This window comes from Mycobacterium timonense (assembly GCF_025821985.1).
Lineage (GTDB): Bacteria > Actinomycetota > Actinomycetes > Mycobacteriales > Mycobacteriaceae > Mycobacterium > Mycobacterium avium.
On the sequence record NZ_JACKSY010000066.1, the window covers coordinates 232,456 to 254,667 of the forward strand.

Sequence of the window (22,212 nt, forward strand, 5' to 3'; positions counted from 1 at the left end):
AAGTCTGGCAGCTCTTAAATTCCTCTTAATGTTACGGGGCCGCCCACGGCAGACCAAATCACAAGGTACCGCCGATGGCCACCGGCAACGGCCACCTGACGGCTGTGTCCGGCCGCCCCGATCATCCGTGTTTGGGTTGTGGCGCATTCGCGATCAATCCGTGAGCCCAGTTCAACGTCCAGTCGGTGGCCGGCACCCCGTCCAGGCTCCAGCACTGGGTGGTGGCGTACAGCGCGTGGACCGGTTGGCCGGCACCGCCGGCCAGGGTGTTCAGCGTGGCGGGCAGGTTGGCGACGCTGAAGGCCTCCTCGGGCGCGGCGCAGATCAGGTCGCCCGGCGCGCAGATCTCGTTGGTCTTGGCGTTGAGGTCGCCGAACCCGCCGGGCCGCGCGCCGGTCATGGTCAGGCCCAGGCCCGACAGGATGGGCACCTCGTGCAGGGTCACCTCGGCGCCCTGCCCGGGCGGGTTGGGCCCGATGTCGTTGCCCACCCCCTGCTGGCGGCGGCCGTCGGCGATCAACGTCACACCCAGCACCAGGTCGTCGTCCACCGGCCCGCGGCCGTTGCCGATGTCGCTGGCGATGTCGCCGGCGATCACCGCGCCCTGCGAGAAGCCCATCAGCACGTAGCTGGTCAGCGGGCACTTGTTGTTCATGTCGGTCATCGCCGCGACGGTGGCCCGGGTGCCCTCGGCCCGGCTGGCGTTGTAGGTCATCTGCGTGTCACCGCTCAACGGGTTGTGGAACTGCGCGGTGTAGGGAGTGGTGTAGGCCTGCAACCGCGACGGCGGGAACTGCTCGGTGAGGCTCGCGGTCACCTTGTGCAGCAACGCGTTCGGGAACTGCAGCGGGTTCCCCGGGTCGTCCTGCGGGGCCGATTCCCAGGTGCCGGGCACGTTGACCAGCAGCACGTCCGGGCAGGAGGCGTCCTGCGACGCGGGCCGCGGCTTGTGCGGATGGCCGGTCGTCGAGGTGGGCGGCAGCACGCCGGGCGGCACCGCGCTGGGCGGCGCCTCGCGGCCGCGCAGCACCACGACCGCGGCCACGATGACCAACAACACGACGCCGGCCACCGACAGGGCGGCGATCCAGGCCAGGGTGCGACGGCGCTTGCGCCGGGCGTTGGTAGGCATGTTCTCCTACTGGCAGAGCGCGTGGACGCAGCGGCGCGACGCCCGCGCTCTGCTGCACGCTCTACACGGTACCGGCTCGCCCTAGGTGGTCAGCCCGGCCGCGAGCGGCTAGCCATGTGGCGGCGACCCGCGGCGCCCGGCTGCGCCGCGCTGGCGATCGCCGTCTAGCGAATGGCGCCGACGATGTCGCCCGACATCGCGCCCAACTGGCCGGCCCACGAGCCCCAGCCGTTGTCGCCGCCGCCGGGGAAGTCGAAGTGCCCGTTGTGCCCGCCGTTGCTGCGGTACTGCTGGTAGAACTCCCGCGAGCTGCCCATCGCCGCGCCCGCCTGGCCGATCATCGCGGCGTCGTCGCCGCCCATGTTGGTCGGGCTCCACACCCACACCCGGGTGTTGTTCTGGGCCAGCAGCGAGGCGTGCACGTACGGGTCGTGCCACTTCCACCGGCCCAGCTGCGGCGCCCCCCACATGCCGTTGCCGTCCACGCCGCCGTACTGCTGTAGGCCGGCCAGGATGGCGCCGTTGTAGTTGGTGCTGGACGGGTAGAGAAACCCGGACAGCGAGCCGGCGAAGCCGAAGCGGTCGGGGTGGAAGGCGGCCAGCGCCATCGCGCCGTAGCCGCCCTGCGAGGCGCCGACGGCGGCATGCCCGCCCGGGGCCAGCCCCTTGTTGGCGGCCAGCCAGTCGGGCAGCTCGCTGGACAGGAAGGTGTCCCACTGCTTGCTGCCGTCCTGCTCCCAGTTGGTGTACATGCTCCACGCGCCGCCGGCCGGGGCCACCACCGAGATGCCCTTGCCGCCGAGGGTGTTCATCGCGTTGCCTGCGGTCACCCAGTTGCTCACGTCGGGCGCCGCGTTGAAGGCGTCCAGCAGGTAGACCGCATGCGGGCCGCCGGCCAGGAAGGCCACCGGGATGTCGCGGCCCATCGCCGCCGACGGCACCATCAGGCTCTCGTAGCCCGCGGCCCGGGCCGCGCCGGTGACCGCGGCGGGCTGCAACGCCACGCCCAGCCCCGCCGCCAGCACGGCGATGCAGAACACCCGAAGAAGCGCCGACACACCCCGCACGACCGTCATGTCCACCCTCCATCGTCTAGTCGCTGAGAGCACATTAGCCAGGGCCGTAGTTCCCCCGCGCGCCGGGTAGTGAAACTCGTCACACCGCCGCGAAACGACCGGCGGCGGGAGCCCCGAAGGGTTCCCGCCGCCGGCGTCATGCTCGGTATTGGTTAGGTGCCCTGGCCGTTCCCGGCGTTGGTGGCCGCGGCCGTGGCCGGACCGGCGCCCGGGGTGGCGCCCAGCACCGACTGCAGGTCAGGCTTCATCGCCTGCAGCTGCGCGCCCCAGTAGGGCCAGTCGTGGGTGCCGTTGGCGTCGAAGTTCCACACCGCGTTGTGGCCGCCGGCGCCGTTGTAGGCGTCCTGGAACTTCAGGTTGGACGTCCGCACGAAGCCCTCCAGGAACTTGGCGGGCAGGTTGTCGCCACCGAGGTCGGACGGCTTGCCGTTGCCGCAGTACACCCAGATCCGGGTGTTGTTCGCGACCAGCTTGCCGACCTGCAGCGACGGGTCGTTGCGGGCCCAGGCCGGGTCCTCCTTCGGACCCCACATGTCGGCGGCCTTGTAGCCACCGGCGTCACCCATGGCCAGCCCGATCAGCGACGGGCCCATGCCCTGCGACGGGTCCAGCAGCGCCGACAGCGAGCCGGCGTAGACGAACTGGTCGGGGTGGTAGGCGGCCAGGATCAGCGCCGAGGAGCCGGCCATCGACAGGCCGACGACACCGCTGCCGGTCGGCTTGACCTGCTTCTGCGCCGACAGGTACTGCGGCAGCTCGCTGGTCAGGAAGGTCTCCCACTTGTAGGTGGTGCAGCCGGCCTTGCCGCAGGCGGGCTTGTACCAGTCGGAGTAGAAGCTGGACTGGCCGCCGACCGGCATGGCGACCGAGATGCCCGACTGGTTGTACCACTCGAACGCCGGGGTGTTGATGTCCCAGCCGTTGAAGTCGTCTTGCGCGCGCATCCCGTCGAGCAGGTACAACGCGGGCGAGTTGGCCCCACCGCTTTGGAACTGGACCTTGATGTCCCGTCCCATGGCGGCGGAGGGAACCTGCAGGTACTCCACCGGCAGACCGGGGCGCGAGAAGGCCCCGGCGGTCGCCGAGCCCCCGACGGCGCCAATCAGGCCCGAGAGCAGCGCCGCACCAGCGGCCCCCACCACGAGCCGGCGCGGCATCCCCGCCACGGCGCCGCGCAATCTGTCGACAAGCGTCATCCTTGCTTCCTCATCCTTCTTGCGGCGTTCCGGCGCGTTCGTCCGCTCGGCCGCTTTCTTGATTGGTTCGAACCGCCTGCGCCTACCGATGGCATGAAGCGCAGGAGTGCTCGTGTAGTCAACCACACCGGTGGCCGTTCGGTCGCATCGAGGCGAGCCCGCCAGCGGCCGAGCGGCCCTGGAACCCAGCGGTTTTCACATCCAACACGTGTACAAAAGTCGACGTCGGCGCATGTGCTTGACCGCCGTGGCGAGCTGGTCGGGGGTCAGATGTGATGTTGCTGCCAATTTGTCGCGGACGCCGCGGCCCGGCCGGTGACGGATCGGCCGAAAATTCTTCTGCGCGGCGCTCACTCGCGCGGCGGCGGTGGCGCTTCCTCTGGCACCGGCAGCCCGCAGCGGGCGAGCTCGTAGCGCGGCACCCGGTCGATCCGGTAGCCGGTGAACTGGAAGGAGTGCAGCACGTTGGACAGGAACCGGTGCGGGGTCATCGGGGCCCGCACCGAGGCCAGCACCGCCCGGGTGTCCGGGCATTGCAGCGCCGAGACGGCCTCGGCGACCCACTGCGCGTCCAGGTAGCCCGGGATCCCGGGATACACCTTCACCCAGGGCCCGTCGGCGATCACCCAGTCCGGGAACAGGTTCTTGTCGTGCCCGATCCGGCCGTGCTTGAGGCGTTCGGTGTGCTGCGCCAGCGGATTCGCCAGACCAATCTGGTCGATCACCCGGACGTCGAGCCCGACGTTCATCCCCACCATGCCCAGGTTGGTGAAAAACACGGTGTGCTGCGGCTTTTGCGGAAACTTGTCGGGGGTGGTGCCGGGCGGCGGCTGGGCCATCGGCACCAGGTCCCACTGGGTGTAGTTGCCCGACGGCAGCAGCAGCGCACCCTCGGGGGTGTTGTTCAGCGCGGTCAGGATGGCGGCCATCCGCGGATAACCCAGGTAGTCGGCGGCGGTCAGCGGGTGCGCGTGGCCGGTGGCCTGGGCGTAGAAGCGGCGTTCGTCGACGATCCCGGAGTAGGTGACGTGCGTGGCGTCGTCGCCCATGCCGGGCGAGTTGGCCGCCCACAGCGCCCATCCGGCGATCCCCAGCCACAGCGCGCAGGCCGCGCCGGCCACCCAGTTGCCGGTCTCGCGGGAGTAGTCCTGGCCGTCGGGCACCATCACCGGGACGACGGCCACCGGGGCCAGCAGGCAGAACAGCGGCGCCAGCAGCACCCGGGCGTGCATGAAGTCCCCGCCCTGGCGAATCCAGTACAGGGCCTGCAGCAGACCGCTGACCAGCACCCAGGCCACCACCGCCGGCGGGCTGTGCACCGCCCGGGCGACCCGGCCGTAGTTGGGCGCCAGCGGGGGCCGCAGGAACGACGGCCGCCGCCGGGCGGCCGCCAGCAGCACCCCGAGCAGCACCAGCAGCGCCGCGGGAACCCACACCAGGTACGGCGCGTCGAAGTTGGACAGGTAGGTCATGCCCTGCGACCACTTGTCCCCGGCGGCGTCCTTGGCCAGGGCGGTGCCCGGCACCAGCAGGCCGTAGTAGCCCATCCGGAAGATCTCGTAGGCCACCGGCAGCGCACCCCCGGCGGCGACGATCAGCGCCCGGCGCCGCCAGGTGCGGGCCGCGACCAGCATCATGATCAGCGCCAGCCCGCCCATCAGCGCCAGCTCCGGACGCACCAGGACGCTGAACCCGGCGACGAACGCCAGCGCACCGGCGAACTCCCGGCGGTCCGACCGGTTGCGCACCGGCTGCGCCCAGCACACCATCATCCACCACAGCAACCCCAGGTAGGCCAGGGCCAAACCGCTTTCCAGGCCGGAGGTGGCGAAGTCCCGCGACGGCGGCAGTGCGATGTAGACCAGCGCCCCGGCGGGCAGCATGATCGCCCGGCGGCCGCGCAGGCTGGGCGCGTACAGCCGCGCCGCGCCCAGCATCAGCAGCGCCACCCCGAGCACCGAAAGCGTCAGCGCCAGCGCCAGCGCCACGTACTCCATCCGCAGCGGGCCGCCCACCCAGCTGCCGGCGTACATCAGATACGTCCACGCCGTCGAGGTGTTGGCCTCCACCCGCTCGCCCTGGTTGAACACCGGCCCGTTGCCGGCCAGCAGGTTGCGCACGGTGCGCAGCACGATCAGCCCGTCGTCGGCGATCCAGCGCCGCTGCCAGCCGCCCCAGGCGAACAGCACGGCAACCACCGCCACGCCGATCCACAGGCTCGAGCGCACCATCGTCGTGTACGGGAACACCGGCCAGCCGGGCCGCCTCATCACCGGCCGGCTGCCCATGATGCGCGCCTTGAGCGCCTGCAGTTCGGGGCTAACCGAAGGCAACGGCGGCTCCGACCGTCACCATCCACGCCAGCGCCAGGAGCTGGAACACCCGGTCACGCAGCACGATGTCCTCGGGCTCCCCGGCCAGCCCGCCGTCCACGTCGACCGCGTAGCGCAGGATCGCGATGGTGAACGGGACCATGGACACCACGAACCAGCGCGCCTCGCCGTGCTCGCGGTCGAAGGCCCACAGCCCGTAGCAGACCACCAGCGCGGTGGCCGACAACGTCCAGACGAACCGCAGGTAGGTGCTGGTGTAGCTCTCCAGCGCCTTGCGGATCTTCGCCCCGGTCCGCTCGGCCAGTTGCAGCTCGGCGTAGCGCTTGCCGGCCGCCATGAACAGCGACCCGAACGCCATCATCAGCAGGAACCATTGGGTCAGCCGGATGTTGGTGGCCGCGCCGCCGGCGATGGCGCGCAGCAGGAACCCCGACGACACGATGCAGATGTCCATCACCGCTTGGTGTTTGAGGCCGAAGCAGTAGGCCAGCTGGATGGCGATGTAGACGGCCATCACCGCCGCCAGGTTCGGGGTCAGCCACCAGCCGATGCCCAGCGACGCCGCCGCCAGCAGCACGGCCAGGGTGTAGGCCAGCCATTCGGGCACTACGCCGGCCGCGATCGGCCGGAACCGCTTGGTGGGGTGCTCGCGGTCGGCCTCGACGTCGCGCGCGTCGTTGACCAGGTAGATCGACGAGGCGGCCAGGGAGAACACCACGAACGCCACCGACACCTGGCCCAGCACGTCGGTGTAGTCGTACTGGACCGGGCCGCCCAGCGCCGCCACCGGCGCCAGCAGCACCAGCACGTTCTTCACCCATTGCCGGGGGCGGATCGCCTTGATCACCCCGGAGACCACGTTGGCCGGCGGTCCGGCCACCGCTTCCTGCGTTTCCTCGGTCATTGGTCACCTCTTGCCAGCTGCGGTGCGCGGCGCGCGACGGCGGCGACGCCGGCCCCCAGGGCGATGCCGCAGGCCACGTCGCTGGGATAGTGCACCCCCAACACCATCCGGGACAACGCCATCGGCGGCACCAGGACCGCGGGCAGCGGCAGGCCGGTGATCCGGCCCAGCAGGATCGCTGCGGCGGTGGTGGAGGTGGCATGCGCGGACGGGAAACTGAGCCGGCTGGGGGTGCCGACGTTGACCACGACGGCGGGATGATGCGGCCGTTCGCGCCGCACGATGCGCTTGACGACGACGGCGGCGGCGTGCGCGACGAACGCCCCGGCCCCGGCCGCGAGCCAATCGGCGCGGCGCCGCGGTGAGCACAGCGCGCCGAGCGCGGCCGCCGCCACCCAGCCGATGCTGTGCTCGCCGAAGTGGGACAGCGCGCGCGCCACGGTCAGCACCCCGGGGCGCTTGCTCAGTGCCGCCTGGACGGCGACGAGCGCGGCCACCTCACCGCGCGGGGCCTGCGCAGCAGGGGACTCAGGCATGTTCGGCAGCTGGCAGCAACGCCGTCTCCCACTTCTGCTTGCTGGACAACACGGGCAGCGCACCGCGATACACCCTGCGCATCTCGTCGAACCGGGTCAGCAACTTGCGCTGACGGCGCAGCGATGCGAACAACAGCGAGAACATCTTTCGCCGGTCCCGCTGCCGGTACACCACGCCGCAGCCGTCGGCCGTCGTCACCGTGACGCCGTCGACGGTGCACAGCCGGAACCACCGCGCATCCTGGGTGGGCACGTTGTACTGCGGGCGCCGGTGCGCCTCGGGGTCGGCCTTGGTCGCGTTGTGGGCGATCCCGCGGGCCAGCCGGTAGCCGATCGACAGCGGGTTCACCGGCGGCTTCATCGCCTTGCTCTGGTAGCGCGGCGGCGGCAGCTCGCTGGCCGCCGGCAGCACCACCGCGTCCGGGTACTCCTTGCGCAGCCGGTGCACCTCGGGCAGCGCGGATTCCAGGATGGAGAAGATGTGCTCGGGCCCGGCCAGGAAGTCGTCGATGGCCCGGTTCTGGATGGCCACCGTCGAATATTCAAGGCAGGCAAGGTGTTTCAGGGTGGCCTTCAGGTGGCTGCGGACCAGCCCAGTGATGTCGCCGTCCCAGTGCAGCGCGGCGACCACCAGCCGGTTGCGCAGATGGAAGTAGGCCTGCCAGTCGATGGCGTCGTCCTTGTCGCTCCAGGCCATGTGCCAGATGGCCGCGCCGGGAAGGGTGACGGTGGGGTAGCCGTGCTCGCCGGCGCGCAGGCCGTATTCGGCGTCGTCCCACTTGATGAACAGCGGCAGCGGCTGGCCCAGCTCCTCGGCGACCTGCCGCGGGATCATGCACGTCCACCACCCGTTGAAGTCGACGTCGATGCGCCGGTGCAGCAGCGCGCTGCGAGGGTTCTTGTCGTTCAACGGGAATTGCGCGAAGTCGTGGTCGTACTCGGCGTGCGGCGCCGCGGTCCACATGAAGTTCGACTGGTCGACGACCTCGCCCATGATGTGCAGGTGCGAGGGCTCCTGCAGATTGAGCATCTGGCCGCCGATCAGCATCGGCGTCTTGGCGAACCGGTGCAACGCCAACACCCGCAGGATCGAGTCGGGCTCGATGCGGATGTCGTCATCCATGAACAGAATCTGTTGGCAGTCAGTGTTTTTCAGCGCCTCGTACATCACCCGGCTGTATCCGCCGGAGCCGCCGAGGTTGGGCTGGTCGTGAATGGACAGCCGGTTGCCCAGACCCGCGGCCGCCGCCGGGAAGTCCGGGTGGTCGCGCACCTTGCGGGTGCCCTGGTCGGGCACGATCACCGCACCGATCACCTTGTCCACCAACGGATCTGCGGTGAGGTCGGCCAGCGCGTTGACGCAGTCGGCGGGCCGGTTGAAGGTGGGGATGCCGACGGCGATGTTGGCCGTCCCCGGTGCCGGTTCGGTGGCATACCAGCCGCCGCTGATCAGGTTGACCTCGGTGTCGGTGGTGATGTCGAACCAGATCCAGCCGCCGTCCTCGAACGGCTTCAACGGCACCTCGATCTCGACGACGGCCGGCTGGTCGTCGGTGCCGACGAACTGGCGGCCCTGCACCGAGATCCGCACCCCGGTGGCCTTGGTGCGGTAGACGTCGACGCGACCGGTTCCGGTCAGCTCGACCTTGAGCACCACCGATTCGCAGATCGACCAGCGCCGCCAGTAGCTGGCCGGGAACGCGTTGAAGTAGGTGGCGAACGACACCTCGGACTCTTTGCCGATCTCCAGCGACGTGCGGCTGGTGGCGTGCGCGCGCCGGGCGTTGGTCGTCGACTCCTCCAGATACAGCTTGCGCACGTCGAGGGGCTCGCCGGGACGCGGCAGGATGATCCGGGACAGCAGGCTCACGGCACTCATTCAGGCGCCACTCCTTCTCATCGCTCCGCTCTGCATCGTCGTGGCGCGCATCAGGCGCCGCTCTCCTGTTTGCTCTGGGCTTCTGTCAGGGATGCGCCGTCGCGCAGGTGCGGCGCGAGGACGTTGTCATACATGTTCAGCGCGCTGGCGATGGCCATGTGCATGTCCAGGTACTGGTAGGTGCCCAGCCGGCCGCCGAACAGGACCTTCGCCGACGCGGTCTCGGCCTTGGCCCGGGCCCGGTAGGCGGCCAGCAGGGCGCGGTCGGCCTCGGTGTTGATCGGATAGTAGGGCTCGTCGTCGTCCTCGGCGAACCGCGAGTACTCCCGCATGATCACCGTCTTGTCGGTCGGGTAGTCGCGTTCGGTGTGGAAGTGCCGGAACTCGTGGATGCGGGTGTAGGGCACGTCGAGGTCGTTGTAGTTCATCACCGGGGTGCCCTGGAAGTCCCCGATGGGCAGCACCTCGACCTCGAAATCCAGTGTGCGCCAACCCAATCGGCCCTCGGCGTAGTCGAAGTAACGATCCAGCGGGCCGGTGTAGACCACCGGCGCCTCGGGGCTGCCCGCGCGCAGCCCGTCGCGCACGTCGAACCAGTCGGTGTTCAGCCGGACCTCGATGTTCTCGTGGGCGGCCATGTTCTGCAGCCAGGCCGTGTAGCCGTCGACCGGAAGCCCCTCGTAGGTGTCGGAGAAGTAGCGGTTGTCGAAGGTGTAGCGCACCGGCAGCCGGGTGATGTTGGACGCCGGCAGTTCCTTGGGGTCGGTCTGCCACTGCTTGGCGGTGTAGCCCTTGACGAAGGCCTCGTAGAGCGGCCGGCCGATCAGCGAGATCGCCTTCTCCTCGAGGTTCTGCGCGTCGGCGGTGTCGATCTCGGCGGCCTGCTCTGCGATGAGCTTGCGGGCTTCCTCGGGGCTGAAGTACTTGCCGAAGAACTGCGACACCAGGCCCAGGCCCATCGGGAACTGGTAGGCCTGGCCGTTGTGCATGGCAAAGACCCGGTGCCGGTAGTCGGTGAAGTCGGTGAACTGCCGCACGTAGTCCCAGACCCTTTTATTAGAGGTGTGGAACAGGTGGGCGCCGTACTTGTGCACCTCGATGCCGGTGTGCGGCTCGGGTTCCGAGTAGGCGTTGCCGCCGATGTGCGGGCGGCGTTCCACCACGAGCACGCGCTTCCCGAGCTGGGTAGCGACGCGCTCGGCAATGGTCAGTCCGAAGAATCCAGAGCCGACGACGAAAAGATCGAAACGAGCGGTCATCGGTTGCTTAGGGTATCCGACGGCGTGGCCCGAACCCATTTGGCGAGGCCAGCAACCAGGGCCCGGCTGATTCGGGGCGGCCGGCGGAGCGTGCCGGCCCGGCGATCACAGTCCTGGTCGCAATTGCCTCACGATTCAATATCACCACTCTAGTAACAGGATTCCCACTCGTACCATCGACTGTGTGTGATTCCTGCCAGACAGCATCGGCGGGGCGCGCCGACACAACACATAGTCAGATAGAGGAGACTTCCGTGCCGAACCGACGCCGACGCAAGCTTTCGACAGCCATGAGCGCGGTCGCCGCCCTGGCAGTGGCGAGTCCTTGCGCATACTTCCTTGTCTACGAATCGACGGCCGGCAACAAGGCGCCCGAGCACCACGAGTTCAAGCAGGCCGCGGTAATGAGCGATCTGCCGGGCGAGCTGATGGGTGCGCTGTCGCAGGGCCTGTCGCAGTTTGGGATCAACCTGCCCCCGGTGCCCGCCCTGAGCGGCGGCGCCACCAGCACTCCCGGTCTGGCCAGCCCCGGCCTGGGTAGCCCCGGCCTGGGTAGCCCCGGCCTGGGCACGCCCGGCCTGGGAACGCCGGGCCTGACCAATCCCGGTCTGACGAGCCCCGGTGCGACCAGTCCCGGCCTGACCAGTCCCGGCCTGACCAGTCCTGGTTTGACCAGCCCCGGTCTGACCAGCCCGGGTGCGGCGCCGACGACGCCCGGGCTCACCGCGCCCGGCGCGCTGCCGACCACGCCGGGCGGCGGGGTCGCCACCCCCGGCGCCGGGCTCAACCCCGCGCTGTCCAACCCCGGGCTGACCAGCCCGGCCGGGACGGCGCCGGGGCTGGGCAGCCCGACCGTGGCGCCGAGTGAGGTGCCGATCGACTCCGGGGCCGGCCTGGACCCGGGCGCCGGTGGCACGTACCCGATCCTGGGCGACCCGTCGACCTTCGGTAACGCCTCGCCGATCGGCGGCGGTGGCACCGGTCTGGGCGGCGGCTCGAGCTCGGGTGGCAGCGGCGGCCTGGTCAACGACGTGATGCAAGCCGCCAACCAGCTCGGCGCGGGTCAGGCGATCGACCTGCTCAAGGGCCTGGTGATGCCGGCGATCACGCAGGGCATGCACGGCGGCGCGGCCGCGGGTGCTTTGCCCGGTGCGGCCGGCGCCCTGCCCGGTGCGGCCGGCGCCCTGCCGGGTGCGGCGGGTGCGCTGCCGGGCGCGGCCGGTGCGCTGCCGGCCGCAGCGGGCGCCGCGGGTGCGTTGCCGGCGGCCGCCGGCGCCGCGCCGGCACTGCCCCCGGTCTAGACCCTTTCCAAACCATCCACCAGACGGCACCGCAGAGGGTTCTGCGGTGCCGTCGATTTTTGCCGCGGATTTCGGCGTCGCTCAACGTCGTGTCGTCTCATAGATAACATCAGAATCACACGTAACATCGGCTGGTGTCCCGCAGTCGCGCGCCAACGACGCTGCTCACCGCCATCGCGGCGACGGTCGTCCTCGTCTCGTGGGTGGGCGACGCCACCCGGGACCGCGGCGCCGCCGGCGCGCCACCGGCCCGCGGCACCCAGCTCACCGAGCAGCCGCTGATCGGGCTGGGGGCCGGCGTCACGGTTCGCGAGATCAGCCAGCAGACGCCGTTTTCCCTGGTCGCCCTGACCGGTGACCTGGCCGGCACGTCGACGAGGGTGCGCGCCCGGCGTCGCGACGGTTCCTGGGGGCCCTGGTATCAGACCGAGTACGAAACCGCCGCGCCCGACCCCGGCCACGCCGGCGAGGCAACCGAGGGGCCGCGCGGGACGGACCCGGTCTTCGTCGGCACCACCACCACCGTGCAGATCGCGGTCACCCGCCCGCTCGACGCGCCGGTGACCCAGCCGCCCCCGGCGCCCCCGCGCCCGGCCGACGACCTGGGCTACAGGCCGGCCTCGCGGGAGCAACCGTTCGGGCAGAACATCTCGGCCGTGCTCATCTCGCCGCCGCAAGCGCCGTCCGAAACGCATTGGACGCCGCCGTCCGGGGTGGTGATGCCCGGGCAGGCGCCACCGATCATCAGCCGGGCCGAGTGGGGCGCCGACGAATCGCTGCGCTGCGGAAGTCCGCAGTACGACAACGGGATTCGCGCCGCAGTCGTGCACCACACCGCGGGCAGCAACGACTACTCGCCGCTGGAATCGGCCGGCATCGTCAAGGCCATCTACACCTACCACAGCAAGACGCTGGGCTGGTGCGACATCGCCTACAACGCGCTGGTCGACAAGTACGGCCAGGTGTTCGAGGGCAGCGCCGGGGGCCTCACCAAGGCGGTCGAGGCGTTCCACACCGGCGGGTTCAACCGCAACACTTGGGGCGTGGCGATGATCGGCAACTTCGACGACGTGCCGCCGACGCCGGTGCAGTTGCGCGCCGTGGGCCGGCTGCTCGGCTGGCGCCTGGGCATGGACGGCGTCGACCCCAAGGGCACCGTGCAACTGGAGTCCGCCGGCAGCCACTACACCACCTACGCGGCCGGCACCGTCGCCACGCTGCCGACCATCTTCACCCACCGCGACGTGGGCAACACCGACTGCCCGGGCAACGCGGCCTACGCGCTGATGGACGAGATACGGGATATCGCAGCGCATGTCAACGATCCGCCGGAAGAGCTGATCAAGGCGCTGCAGGGTGGGGCGATCTACGCGCACTGGCAGGAGATCGGCGGGATGAACAGCGTGCTGGGGGCGCCGACCGCGCCGGAGGACAGCGCGGCGGACGACGCCCGCTTCGTCACCTTCGTCCGGGGCGCGATGTACTGGTCGCCGCAGACCGGCGCCCAGCCGGTCACCGGCGCGATCTACGACGCCTGGGGCTCACAGAGCTACGAGCGCGGCCCGCTCGGCCTGCCCACCAGCGCGGAAATCCAAGAGCCGCTGCAGATTACCCAGAACTTCCAGCACGGCACGCTGAACTACGAGCGGCTGACCGGTAACGTGACCGAGGTGCTGGACGGGATCACCACCCCGCTGGCCACCCAATTGCCAAGCGGCCCAACGGTTCCGGCCGAACACTTCTCGCTGCCGACCCACCCGGCGGCGACGTAGCGAGGCGCTAAGGCCGCTGCCCGGCGCTAAAGCCGACCGCCCCGCTAAAGCCGACTGCCCCGCTCCTCCTCGCGCCGCCACGCGGCGCGCATCGTCGCGGCGCTAAAGCCACCAGCGTTCCAGCACCCGGCCCACGCCGTCGTCGTTGTTGGCGGCGGTGATCTCGTCGGCGGCGGCCTGCACCTCGGGATGGGCATTGCCCATCGCCACGCCGTGGCCCGCCCAGCGCAGCATCGGCAGATCGTTGGGCATGTCGCCGAACGCCACCACCTCCTCGCGGGCGATCTCCAGCGGCCGGGCGATCTCTTCGATGCCGGTGGCCTTGCTGATCCCCAGCGGCACGATCTCGACCAGGCCGTTGTCCGTCGAGTAGGTGATGTCACCCTCGAGGCCGACGTGCTTGGCCAGCTCGGCGGCCATGTCGGAGCTGCGTGCCCCGGCCCGGCGAATCAGCAGCTTGATCGCCGGGGCGCTGAGCAGGTCCTCGATCGACACCTCGGTGTTGTCCGGATTCAGCCAGGCGTGCTCGTAACCCGGCGAGCTGATGAACTGCGGCGTCGCCGTGTCGTGGGCGCGTTCCCCGATCCGCTCGACGGCCAGCCCCGCCCCCGGGATGACCCGCGTGGCCAGCTCGGCCAGCTCGGCCAGGGTGTCGACGTCCAGCGTGCGGGCGGACAGCACCCGGTCGTTCGCCGGGTCGTAGATCACCGCGCCGTTGGCGCACACCGCGATCGGCGCGAAGCCCAGCGCGTCGACCACCGGGCGGATCCACCGCGGCGGGCGGCCTGTGGCCACCACGAACCGCGCGCCGCCGGCCACCGCGGCGCGGACCGCGGCCCGGGTGCGAGGGGTGATCCGCTCGTCGTCGTCGAACAGGGTGCCGTCGACGTCGCAGGCGATGAGCCGCGGCAGCGTCATCGAAACCGCCCGCCTCGCCGGCCGGCGCTCAATGCAGTCCGCTCTGGCGCTGTCCCGGCCGGGTGACGCCGTCGGTGCCGTACTTGCGCATCCGCTCCTGCAGCTCGGAGAGCCGCAGCGCCCGGGAGTCCTCCTGGGTGGGCGCGCCGCCGCCCAGCCGCCGCGGCACCCAGAACTCGTCCTTGGGGTGCGGGTACTCCTCCTGCACCCGGTACAGCAGGGCGTTCATCGCCTCCCGCAGCGCCGCGTTGAGCTGCTCGGGGGTGCCCCGCGGCGGCAGCGGCCGCCCGGCCGCCACGGTGATCGGCACCTTGTTGCGGAACACCTTCTTCGGGTGGTCCTTCGGCCAGATCCGGTGGGCGCCCCACACGATGATCGGGACGATGGGCACCTGCGCGGCCAGCGCCATGCGCGCCGCGCCGGTCTTGAACTCGCGCAGTTCGAAGCTGCGGCTGATGGTGGCCTCGGGATGCATGCCGATCAGCTCACCCTCGCGCATGCGCTGCACGGCCACGTCGAACGCGTCGTGTCCCGACCTGCGGTCCACCGGGATCAGCCGGGCGTGCTTGATGACGTAATTGACCGCCTTCACGTCGGCCATCTCGGCCTTGATCATGAAGTAGGCGCGGCGGTGCCGCTCCCGCACCGCCATCAGCGTCGGCAGCCAGTCCAGGTAGCTGGTGTGGTTCTGGGCGAGCAGGGCGCCGCCGTGGGCGGGAATGTTCTCCAAACCCTGGTAGGTGAACTTGGTTCCCTGCATCGCGACCAGCGGCGGAACAACCCACTCCCCCAGCCGGTAGAACCCCTCGGCCATCTCTTCTCCTTCGCTACCGGCCCGGACGCCCGGCCCGGTTCGCGGCCTTCTTCGCCGCTGCTGCGGCCGCTCGGGCCGCCGCCTCGTCTGCCTCCATCCGGGCCGCCTCCGCCGGCGTCGGCGCCGTGCCGCCCAGCCGGCGCGGCACCCAGTACGCCCCGGGCTGCATCGGGTAATGCTGCTGCGCCTGGTGCAGCAGCGTGGTCATCGCGTCGCGCAGCGCGGCGTCGGTCTGCGCGATGTCCTCGCGCGCCCGCAACGGCGCGCCTACCTGCACGGTGATCGGTATCTTGGCCCGGCCCAGTGTACGTGGATGGTCCTTGGTCCAGATCCGGTGCGCGCCCCAGACGATCAGCGGGATGATCGGCACGTCGGCGTCGATGGCCATCCGGGCCGCGCCGGTCTTGAACTCCTTGAGCTCGAAGCTGCGGCTGATGGTGGCCTCCGGGTAGACGCCCACCAACTCGCCCTCGCGCAGCCGCTGCACGGCCACCGCGTAGGCGCCGGCGCCGGCGCCGCGGTCCACCGGGATGGTGCGGGTGTGCTTGATCAGGAAGTTGACCACCTTCACCTGCTGCATCTCGGCCTTGATCATGAACCGCAGGCGTCGCCCCCGGCGATGCACGGCCAGCCCGGCGGGCAGGAAGTCGACGTAGCTGGTGTGGTTGATCGCCACCACGGCGCCGCCGCGCTCGGGGATGTTCTCCTCACCGTGGTAGGTGATCTCGGTGCCGGTGGCCTTCACCGCCAGCGCAGCCAGGAGCTCGAGGGCGCGGAAGGTCGGCTCCACCATCGATCACTACTCCGGCGCCCCTGCGGACTGTCCCCGGCGCGCCGCCCGCGCGGCCGCCTCCTCGGCGTCCAACCGGGCCGCTTCGGCCAGCGACGGGGCGCCGCCGCCCAGCCGGTGCGGCACCCAGAACTCCCCGGCCGGGTGGGGGCCGTACATCTCCTGCGCGCGTTCCAGCAGGTGCTGCATCCGCGAGTGCAGCAGCCCCTTGAGCTCCTCGACGCCCAGGGTCGGCTGGATGGGCTCGCCGACCAGCACGATGATCGGCACCTTGGGCCGCCACAGCTTCTTGGGGTGGTCCTTGGTCCAGATGCGCTGGGCGCCCCAGACGATGTGCGGGACGATCGGCACCCCGGCCTCGACGGCCATCCGGGCCGCACCGGACTTGAACTCCTTGATCTCGAAGCTGCGGCTGATGGTGGCCTCGGGGTAAACGCCGACCAGCTCGCCGTCTTTGAGGTTGCGCACCGCCGCCTCGTAGGAGGCGGCCCCGTCCTGGCGGTTCACCGAGATGTGGCGCAGGCTGCGCATGATGGGTCCGGTGATCTTGTGGTCGAAGACCTCCTGCTTGGCCATGAACCGCACCTTGCGGCCAAGGCCCTGCTTGTAGGCGGGCAGACCCGCGAAGGTGAAGTCCAGGTAGCCGGTGTGGTTGATGGCGATGACGGCACCGCCGCTCTTCGGCAGGTTCTCCACGCCCGTGATCGTGATCTTCAGGCCCTGGACGCGCCAGATCAGGCGGGCAAGCTGTATGACAGTCCCGTACACCGGTTCCACAGCCGTCCAGCCTAGTGCGCCCGACCGTGAGCCGCCTTAAACGCCGGAAAGAGCCGACCGCTGACTTGCCGTCCGTGCGGGTCGATCAGCTGGGCGGCGTCGAGCCCGACGGCTGCTACCGGCGGTTGTGGCAGGCCGACGACGAGGACCGGGACGTCGCCGCGCGCTAGGCTCGGGGGCGCAGACGCCGTACACCCCTCGGCAGGCCCGACGTCCCCCGGAAGGTATTTGTGCAGGTCACCAGCGTAGGCCACGCCGGATTTCTGATCCGGACCCAGGCGGGCAGCATCCTGTGCGACCCCTGGGTCAATCCCGCCTACTTCGCGTCCTGGTTCCCGTTCCCGGACAACAGCACCCTGGACTGGGACCAGCTGGGCGATTGCGACTACCTCTACGTGTCGCACCTGCACAAGGACCACTTCGACGCCAAGAACCTGGCCGAGCACGTCAATAAGGACGCGGTGGTGCTGCTGCCGGAGTTTCCGGTGCCGGATCTGCGAAACGCGTTGCAGGAGCTCGGGTTTCACCGGTTCTTCGAGACGGCCGACTCGGTCAAGCACCGAGTCGGCGGCCTCGACGTGATGATCATCGCCCTGCGCGCCCCCGCCGACGGCCCGATCGGCGATTCAGCGCTGGTCGTATCCGATGGCAGCACAACGCTTTTCAACATGAACGATGCCCGGCCGGTGGAACTCGACGTGCTGGCGTCGGAATTCGGGCACATCGACGTGCACCTGCTGCAGTACTCCGGGGCCATCTGGTATCCGATGGTCTACGACATGCCGGCCCGCGCCAAGGAGTCGTTCGGCATCCAGAAGCGGCAGCGCCAGATGGACCGCGCCCGCCAGTACCTCGCCCAGGTGGGGGCGACGTGGGTGGTGCCCTCGGCCGGGCCGCCCTGCTTCTTGGATCCGGAGTTGCGCCACCTCAACGACGACCACGGCGACCCGGCCAACATCTTCCCCGACCAGATGGTGTTTTTGGAGCAGATGCGCGCCCACGGGCAAGGCGGCGGCCTGCTGATGATCCCCGGCTCGACCGCCGACTTCAGCGGATCCACCCTGAACTCGCTGCATCATCCGCTGCCCACCGCCGAGGTGGAGGCCATCTTCACCACCGGCAAGGCCGACTACATCGCCGCCTACGCCGAGCGGATGGCGCCGGTGATCGCCGCCGAGCGGGCCGGCTGGGCGCCGGCCACCGGGGAGCCGCTGCTTGAGCCGCTGCGCGCCCTGTTCGAACCGATCATGTCGCAAAGCGACGAGATCTGCGACGGCATCGGCTACCCGGTGGAGCTGGTGCTCGGGCCCGAGCGCGTGATCCTGGATTTCCCGAAACGCACGGTACGAGAACCGATTCCGGACGAGAAGGTCCGCTACGGCTTTGCCATAGCACCGGAGCTGGTGCGCACCGTGCTGCGCGATCGGGAGCCGGACTGGGTCAACACCATCTTCCTGTCCACCCGGTTCAAGGCCTGGCGCGTCGGCGGCTACAACGAATACCTGTACACCTTCTTCAAATGCCTGACCGACGAACGAATCGCCTACGCCGACGGCTGGTTCGCCGAAACCCACGACAACTCGGCGTCGATCACGTTGGACGGCTGGGAGATTCAGCGCCGCTGCCCCCACCTGAAGGCCGATCTTTCGAAATTCGGTGTGGTAGAGGGCAACACGTTGACCTGCAACCTGCACGGGTGGCAGTGGCGGCTGGACGACGGGCGCTGCCTGACCGCGAAGGGGCACCAGCTGCGGAGTTCGCGGGCGTGAACGAGACCTACGACGACGGCCTGGTCCAGCTGGACCGGGCGGCGATCACGTTGCGCCGCTACCACTTTCCGTCGGGCACGTCCAAGGTGATCGCGCTGGACGCGATCCGCGGGTACAAAGCCGAGCCGCTGGGCATCTTCATGCACCGGTTCCGGGTCTGGGGCAGCTCAGATCTGCGCCGCTGGCTTCCGCTGGACATCGGCCGGCCGTTCAAGTCGACGTTGATCACGCTGGACGTGCCGGGCACCCGGCCCGCCCCGGCCTTCACGCCGGCGCGGCCCGACGAGTTCACCGCCCTGCTGGACGAATTGCTCGCCCGGCGCGGCTGCTGACTCAGCCGCTGCGGTCGGCCAGCGCCTGCCGGGCCGCGTTGTAGCCGGGGATGAAGGTGATGCCCGGACCGCCGTGGCAGCCCGCGCTGCCCAGATACAGGCCGTCGATCGGGATCGGCTGGCCGAGGAAGCCCCGCGGACCGGGCCGGTTGGGCCCGACCTGGTTCGCGTTCAGCAGGCCATGGCAGTAGTCGCCGCCGGGGGCGCCGAACATGACGCCCATGTGCCGGGGCGTGAAGGTGGTGTGCCGGATGATGCTGTCCTCGAAATTCGGTGCCAGCCGGGTGATCTTGTCGATCACCCGTTGCCCCATCTCGATTTTCGCCTGGCCGTAGTCCACCTCGCCCTCGATCGGGAACCACAACGCGAACGCCGAGGCGGCATGCTTGCCCTCCGGCGCCAGGCCCGGATCGTTCTGCGAGGGGATCTGCAGCACGACGGTCGGGTCGGCCGGAACGACGCCGCGCCGGGCCTGCTCCCACTGCTGCTGCACCTCCTCGGGCGTGCAGAACAGGCCGATCGAGGCCTGCATGGCCGGCTCGTTGAGCACCTGGTACGGCGCGGCGAACACCGGCGCCTCCTGCAGCGCGAAATGCATCTGCAGGTAGCTGCCGCGGTGGTCGATGCGCGCATAGCGCGCCCGCAGGTCGGCGGGCAGCGCGGCCGGATCGAGCAGCTCGTTGAGCGTGACGTCCGGCGCGATGCCGGAGACGACGATCGGGGCGCTCAGCGTCTCGCCCGACTCGGTGCGCACCCCGGTCACCCGTCCCCCGGACCCGGCGTGCTCGACCAGGATCTCGGTCACCTTGGTGCGCAACCGAAGTTCGCCGCCGTGGCGCTCCAGCACGTCGCACAGGTGCGAGGTAAGCGCGCCGATGCCGCCGCGCAGCTTCTTCATCTGCATGGTGTCGCCGTCCGGCACGCCGAGGCCGAACGCCAGCGCCGCGGCGCTGCCCGGGGTGGCCGGGCCGCGATAGAGCGTGTTGACGGCCAGCACGGTCATCGAGCCGCGCAGGGCGCCGTGCTTCTCGCGGTCGGGCAGGTAGCGGTCCAGGATGTCGGTGACCGACCCGAACAGCATGTCGTCGATCGCCGAGCGCTCGAATTCGTTTGTGGCGCAGGCATACATCTCGTCGAGACTCTTGGGCGGCGTGCCGGCCTCGAACCGGCCCAGCGCGCGGGTCGGGGCCTGGGCCCACGCCATCAGGCCGGCCATCCCGTTGACGGCGTCGGCCCCGTGCACCTCGTTGAGGTGGGTGAACAGCTTGACTGGGTCGCTGTATTGGACCAGCGGATCGTCCCCGACACCGCGCACCGCCACCGACATGACGTCCAAATCGATCGTCGGGATGGTGTCCAGGCCCAGCTCGTCGACCACCGCCTGCGAGGTCGGGAACTGCACCGACCCGGCGATCTCGAACCGGTAGCCGTCGAAAAGCTCCACGGTGGAGGCCATCCCGCCGGCGTAGAGCTTGGCGTCCAGGCACAGGGTGCGCAGCCCGGCCTTCTGCAGCAGCACCGCGGCGGTCAGCCCGTTGTGGCCCGCGCCGATGACGATCGCGTCGTAGTCATTCATGTCCCGACCTCCGCAAGGAGGCTCGCACGACGCCCCAAGTTTTGTCAATTATGACGAAACTTGGGGCGCGGCGGCGGTGGTCCAGGAGTCGGTGATCCCCGCGCGCAGCGACTCCAGCGCCGCGTGGCACAGCCGCGCGAGTTCGCCGAGCGATCGTTCGTCGCCGACCATCCACACCTCCATCGCGCCGAACACCGCGGCCGCAATGCAGCGCGCGGTCACCGCGGCGCGCACCCGCTGGTCGGCCGTCGGCGCGCCGGCGCCGCCGCCGCGCCGTTGTAGTTGCGCCGCAATGGCTTCGGCGAAGTCGGCCTGCACGTCGCGGATGTGGCGGACGATGCGGCCCGGGTCGAGCTCCTCGTGGCGCAGCGCGGCGATCTTGGTCACCGCATCCACGTCGTAGGGGAAGGAGAAGATGGCGGCCTGCACCGAGTCGATGATGGGCTCGTCGGCCGGGCGGGCGTCCAGCGCGGCCCGAAACCAGTGCAGCCCGGTGTAATCGGCGAACAGCAGATCGTGCTTGGAGCGGAAGTGGCGGTAGAACGTGCGCAGCGACACCCCGGCGTCGGCGGCGATCTGTTCGGCCGAGGTGTCCTCCACGCCCTGGGCCAAAAATCGCACCAGCGCGGCCTGGCGCAACGCCTCCCGGGTGCGCTCGCTGCGCGCCGTCTGCGCCGGCCTGACCATGGCAGTAAGGTACCAAGAAACCTTTTGACAATATTGACAAAACTTCACGGCCGGGGTCAGACTGCGCGCATGGTCTCGCTTCTCGTGCACGCAGTTCTCGGGTTCTCCGTCATCGCCTGGATCGTCGCCTCGAACGCGAAGGTGTTCGCCCGCCCGGCCGGCGGTCCGCTGTTCTCGCCGATGGAGGTCGTGTACTACCTCGTCGGCATCGCCTCGGTCGCGCTCGGCTGGTACTTCAACATCACCTTCGTGCAGCAGTATTCGCACGGATCGACCAACCCGCTGTGGGGCGAGCACGGCAGCTGGGCCGAATACATCCGGCTGATGTTCACCAACCCGGCCGCCAGCTCGGCCAGCCAGGACTACACGATCGCGAACGTGGTGCTGCTGCCGCTGTTCACCATCGTGGACGGCTACCGCCGCGGGTTGCGCCGGCCCTGGCTGTACTTCGTGTCCAGCCTGTTCACCAGCTTCGCGTTCGCGTTCGCCTTCTACTTCGCGACGATGGAACGCCAGCGCCGGCACGAGCAGGCCCGCGAGACGGTGCCCGCCTAGTCGATCGGTTTGACGGCCCGCCAGCGCTGCCGGCCACCCCGGGCGTCGGCGTGGATGTCGGCGAAGCCCGCGGACGCCAGCCGGCCCGGCAGGTCCTTCGGCGCGATCGGGTTGTAGGTATCGGCGACGTGCAGCAGGCGAAACGCCCACGACGGCACGCCGTCGCTGCCGGCGAACGTCCCACCGGGTTGCAGCACCCGCAACGCCTCGGCGAACAGCTGGTCCTGCAACTGCGGGCTGGGCACGTGGTGCAGCATGGTGAAGCACACCACCGAGGTGAAATGGTTTGCGGGCAAACCTGTTTCGGTGCCGCTGGCCTGGATGACGCGGGCCCGGTCGCCGTAGCGGCGCTGCAGCCGATCGGCCATCACCGGGTCGAGTTCGACCGCGGTCAGCGAAGCGGTGCGATCCAGCAGGGCGCTCAGCGTCGCACCGTAGCCGGGGCCGATTTCCAAAGTGCGGGAACCCAATTCGACACCGTCCAGCGCCCAGGGCAGCAGCTCGTCGGCCACCTCCTTCGCCCAGCCGGCCGAGCTGCACCGGTGCCGGTGCAAGAGATTCATCGCCATCGCGATCACGCCTTTCTGTCGGTCGATCTCGACGTTA

General features: G+C 69.9%; 20 protein-coding genes. 5 read left to right on the top strand and 15 right to left on the bottom strand.

What is annotated here, in order from left to right; all coding sequences use genetic code 11:
- Nucleotides 1-121: 121 nt before the first annotated feature.
- The 8 genes from culp6 to glf all read right to left on the bottom strand — a co-directional run bounded on the left by culp6 (nt 122) and on the right by glf (nt 10,315).
- Entirely contained in the window at nt 122-1,132 is a 1,011-nt protein-coding gene (culp6, locus tag H7I87_RS17735) for a carboxylesterase Culp6 (protein WP_003872575.1), read from the bottom strand.
- A 164-nt stretch (nt 1,133-1,296) separates the two neighbouring features.
- Entirely contained in the window at nt 1,297-2,199 is a 903-nt protein-coding gene (locus H7I87_RS17740) for an esterase family protein (RefSeq protein ID WP_031344666.1), read from the bottom strand.
- 161 nt (nt 2,200-2,360) lie between these two features.
- Nucleotides 2,361-3,404, bottom strand: coding sequence for a diacylglycerol acyltransferase/mycolyltransferase Ag85A (gene ag85A / locus H7I87_RS17745; protein WP_011723409.1), 1,044 nt, complete (start codon nt 3,402-3,404; stop codon nt 2,361-2,363).
- A 350-nt stretch (nt 3,405-3,754) separates the two neighbouring features.
- Nucleotides 3,755-5,737, bottom strand: a complete 1,983-nt coding sequence (gene aftB / locus H7I87_RS17750) for a terminal beta-(1->2)-arabinofuranosyltransferase (RefSeq protein ID WP_011723407.1) — start codon at nt 5,735-5,737, stop codon at nt 3,755-3,757.
- On the bottom strand, nt 5,724-6,641 hold the full coding sequence (locus H7I87_RS17755) for a decaprenyl-phosphate phosphoribosyltransferase (RefSeq protein WP_011723406.1): 918 nt from the start codon (nt 6,639-6,641) through the stop codon (nt 5,724-5,726). The genes aftB and H7I87_RS17755 overlap by 14 nt, the downstream gene beginning before the upstream one ends.
- Nucleotides 6,638-7,177, bottom strand: a complete 540-nt coding sequence (locus H7I87_RS17760) for a phosphatase PAP2 family protein (protein WP_003872570.1) — start codon at nt 7,175-7,177, stop codon at nt 6,638-6,640. Before H7I87_RS17760 ends, H7I87_RS17755 begins: the two co-directional genes overlap by 4 nt.
- Nucleotides 7,170-9,056: a glycosyltransferase gene (locus tag H7I87_RS17765; RefSeq protein WP_009974449.1), complete on the bottom strand. Its 1,887-nt coding sequence runs from the start codon at nt 9,054-9,056 to the stop codon at nt 7,170-7,172. The genes H7I87_RS17760 and H7I87_RS17765 overlap by 8 nt, the downstream gene beginning before the upstream one ends.
- A gap of 50 nt (nt 9,057-9,106) precedes the next feature.
- Nucleotides 9,107-10,315 carry a UDP-galactopyranose mutase gene (gene glf, locus H7I87_RS17770; protein WP_003876945.1) on the bottom strand — a complete coding sequence of 403 codons (1,209 nt, stop codon included), beginning with the start codon at nt 10,313-10,315 and terminating at the stop codon, nt 9,107-9,109.
- A gap of 254 nt (nt 10,316-10,569) precedes the next feature.
- Between glf and H7I87_RS17775 the strand changes: the two genes are divergently transcribed.
- Both H7I87_RS17775 and H7I87_RS17780 read left to right on the top strand, forming a co-directional pair.
- On the top strand, nt 10,570-11,616 hold the full coding sequence (locus H7I87_RS17775; protein ID WP_011723403.1) for an Erp protein: 1,047 nt from the start codon (nt 10,570-10,572) through the stop codon (nt 11,614-11,616).
- Between the two features lie 134 nt (nt 11,617-11,750).
- Nucleotides 11,751-13,388, top strand: coding sequence for an LGFP repeat-containing protein (locus H7I87_RS17780; protein WP_033726472.1), 1,638 nt, complete (start codon nt 11,751-11,753; stop codon nt 13,386-13,388).
- 102 nt (nt 13,389-13,490) lie between these two features.
- Here the strand turns inward: H7I87_RS17780 and H7I87_RS17785 are convergent, their stop codons facing one another.
- Genes H7I87_RS17785 through H7I87_RS17800 form a run of 4 tightly spaced genes read right to left on the bottom strand, consistent with a single transcriptional unit; the run spans nt 13,491 to nt 16,687 of the window.
- Nucleotides 13,491-14,306: a Cof-type HAD-IIB family hydrolase gene (locus tag H7I87_RS17785; protein ID WP_033725445.1), complete on the bottom strand. Its 816-nt coding sequence runs from the start codon at nt 14,304-14,306 to the stop codon at nt 13,491-13,493.
- 28 nt (nt 14,307-14,334) lie between these two features.
- Nucleotides 14,335-15,120: a lysophospholipid acyltransferase family protein gene (locus tag H7I87_RS17790; protein WP_009974442.1), complete on the bottom strand. Its 786-nt coding sequence runs from the start codon at nt 15,118-15,120 to the stop codon at nt 14,335-14,337.
- 13 nt (nt 15,121-15,133) lie between these two features.
- Entirely contained in the window at nt 15,134-15,913 is a 780-nt protein-coding gene (locus H7I87_RS17795; RefSeq protein ID WP_033726471.1) for a lysophospholipid acyltransferase family protein, read from the bottom strand.
- 6 nt (nt 15,914-15,919) lie between these two features.
- Nucleotides 15,920-16,687, bottom strand: coding sequence for a lysophospholipid acyltransferase family protein (locus tag H7I87_RS17800; RefSeq protein WP_003872315.1), 768 nt, complete (start codon nt 16,685-16,687; stop codon nt 15,920-15,922).
- 230 nt (nt 16,688-16,917) lie between these two features.
- Here H7I87_RS17800 and H7I87_RS17805 point away from each other — a divergent pair, with 230 nt between their 5' ends.
- Both H7I87_RS17805 and H7I87_RS17810 read left to right on the top strand, forming a co-directional pair.
- Nucleotides 16,918-18,456 (top strand): MBL fold metallo-hydrolase, encoded by a 1,539-nt coding sequence (locus H7I87_RS17805; RefSeq protein ID WP_019733413.1) that lies wholly within the window; start codon nt 16,918-16,920, stop codon nt 18,454-18,456.
- Nucleotides 18,453-18,788 carry a hypothetical protein gene (locus H7I87_RS17810; protein ID WP_033719210.1) on the top strand — a complete coding sequence of 112 codons (336 nt, stop codon included), beginning with the start codon at nt 18,453-18,455 and terminating at the stop codon, nt 18,786-18,788. Before H7I87_RS17805 ends, H7I87_RS17810 begins: the two co-directional genes overlap by 4 nt.
- Before the next feature lies 1 nt (nt 18,789).
- Here H7I87_RS17810 and H7I87_RS17815 read toward each other — a convergent pair whose 3' ends face one another.
- Entirely contained in the window at nt 18,790-20,364 is a 1,575-nt protein-coding gene (locus H7I87_RS17815) for a phytoene desaturase family protein (RefSeq protein ID WP_033719211.1), read from the bottom strand.
- Nucleotides 20,365-20,412: 48 nt separating this feature from the next.
- The gene (locus H7I87_RS17820) at nt 20,413-21,051 is read right to left on the bottom strand and encodes a TetR/AcrR family transcriptional regulator (protein ID WP_033719212.1); all 639 of its coding nucleotides are present in this window, start codon (nt 21,049-21,051) and stop codon (nt 20,413-20,415) included.
- 69 nt (nt 21,052-21,120) lie between these two features.
- Here H7I87_RS17820 and H7I87_RS17825 point away from each other — a divergent pair, with 69 nt between their 5' ends.
- Complete coding sequence (locus H7I87_RS17825; RefSeq protein WP_003872309.1) at nt 21,121-21,606, top strand: DUF2834 domain-containing protein; 486 nt, start codon at nt 21,121-21,123, stop codon at nt 21,604-21,606.
- Here the strand turns inward: H7I87_RS17825 and H7I87_RS17830 are convergent.
- Nucleotides 21,603-22,175 (bottom strand): class I SAM-dependent methyltransferase, encoded by a 573-nt coding sequence (locus H7I87_RS17830; RefSeq protein WP_033719331.1) that lies wholly within the window; start codon nt 22,173-22,175, stop codon nt 21,603-21,605. The genes H7I87_RS17825 and H7I87_RS17830 overlap by 4 nt on opposite strands.
- Between the last annotated feature and the right edge of the window lie 37 nt (nt 22,176-22,212).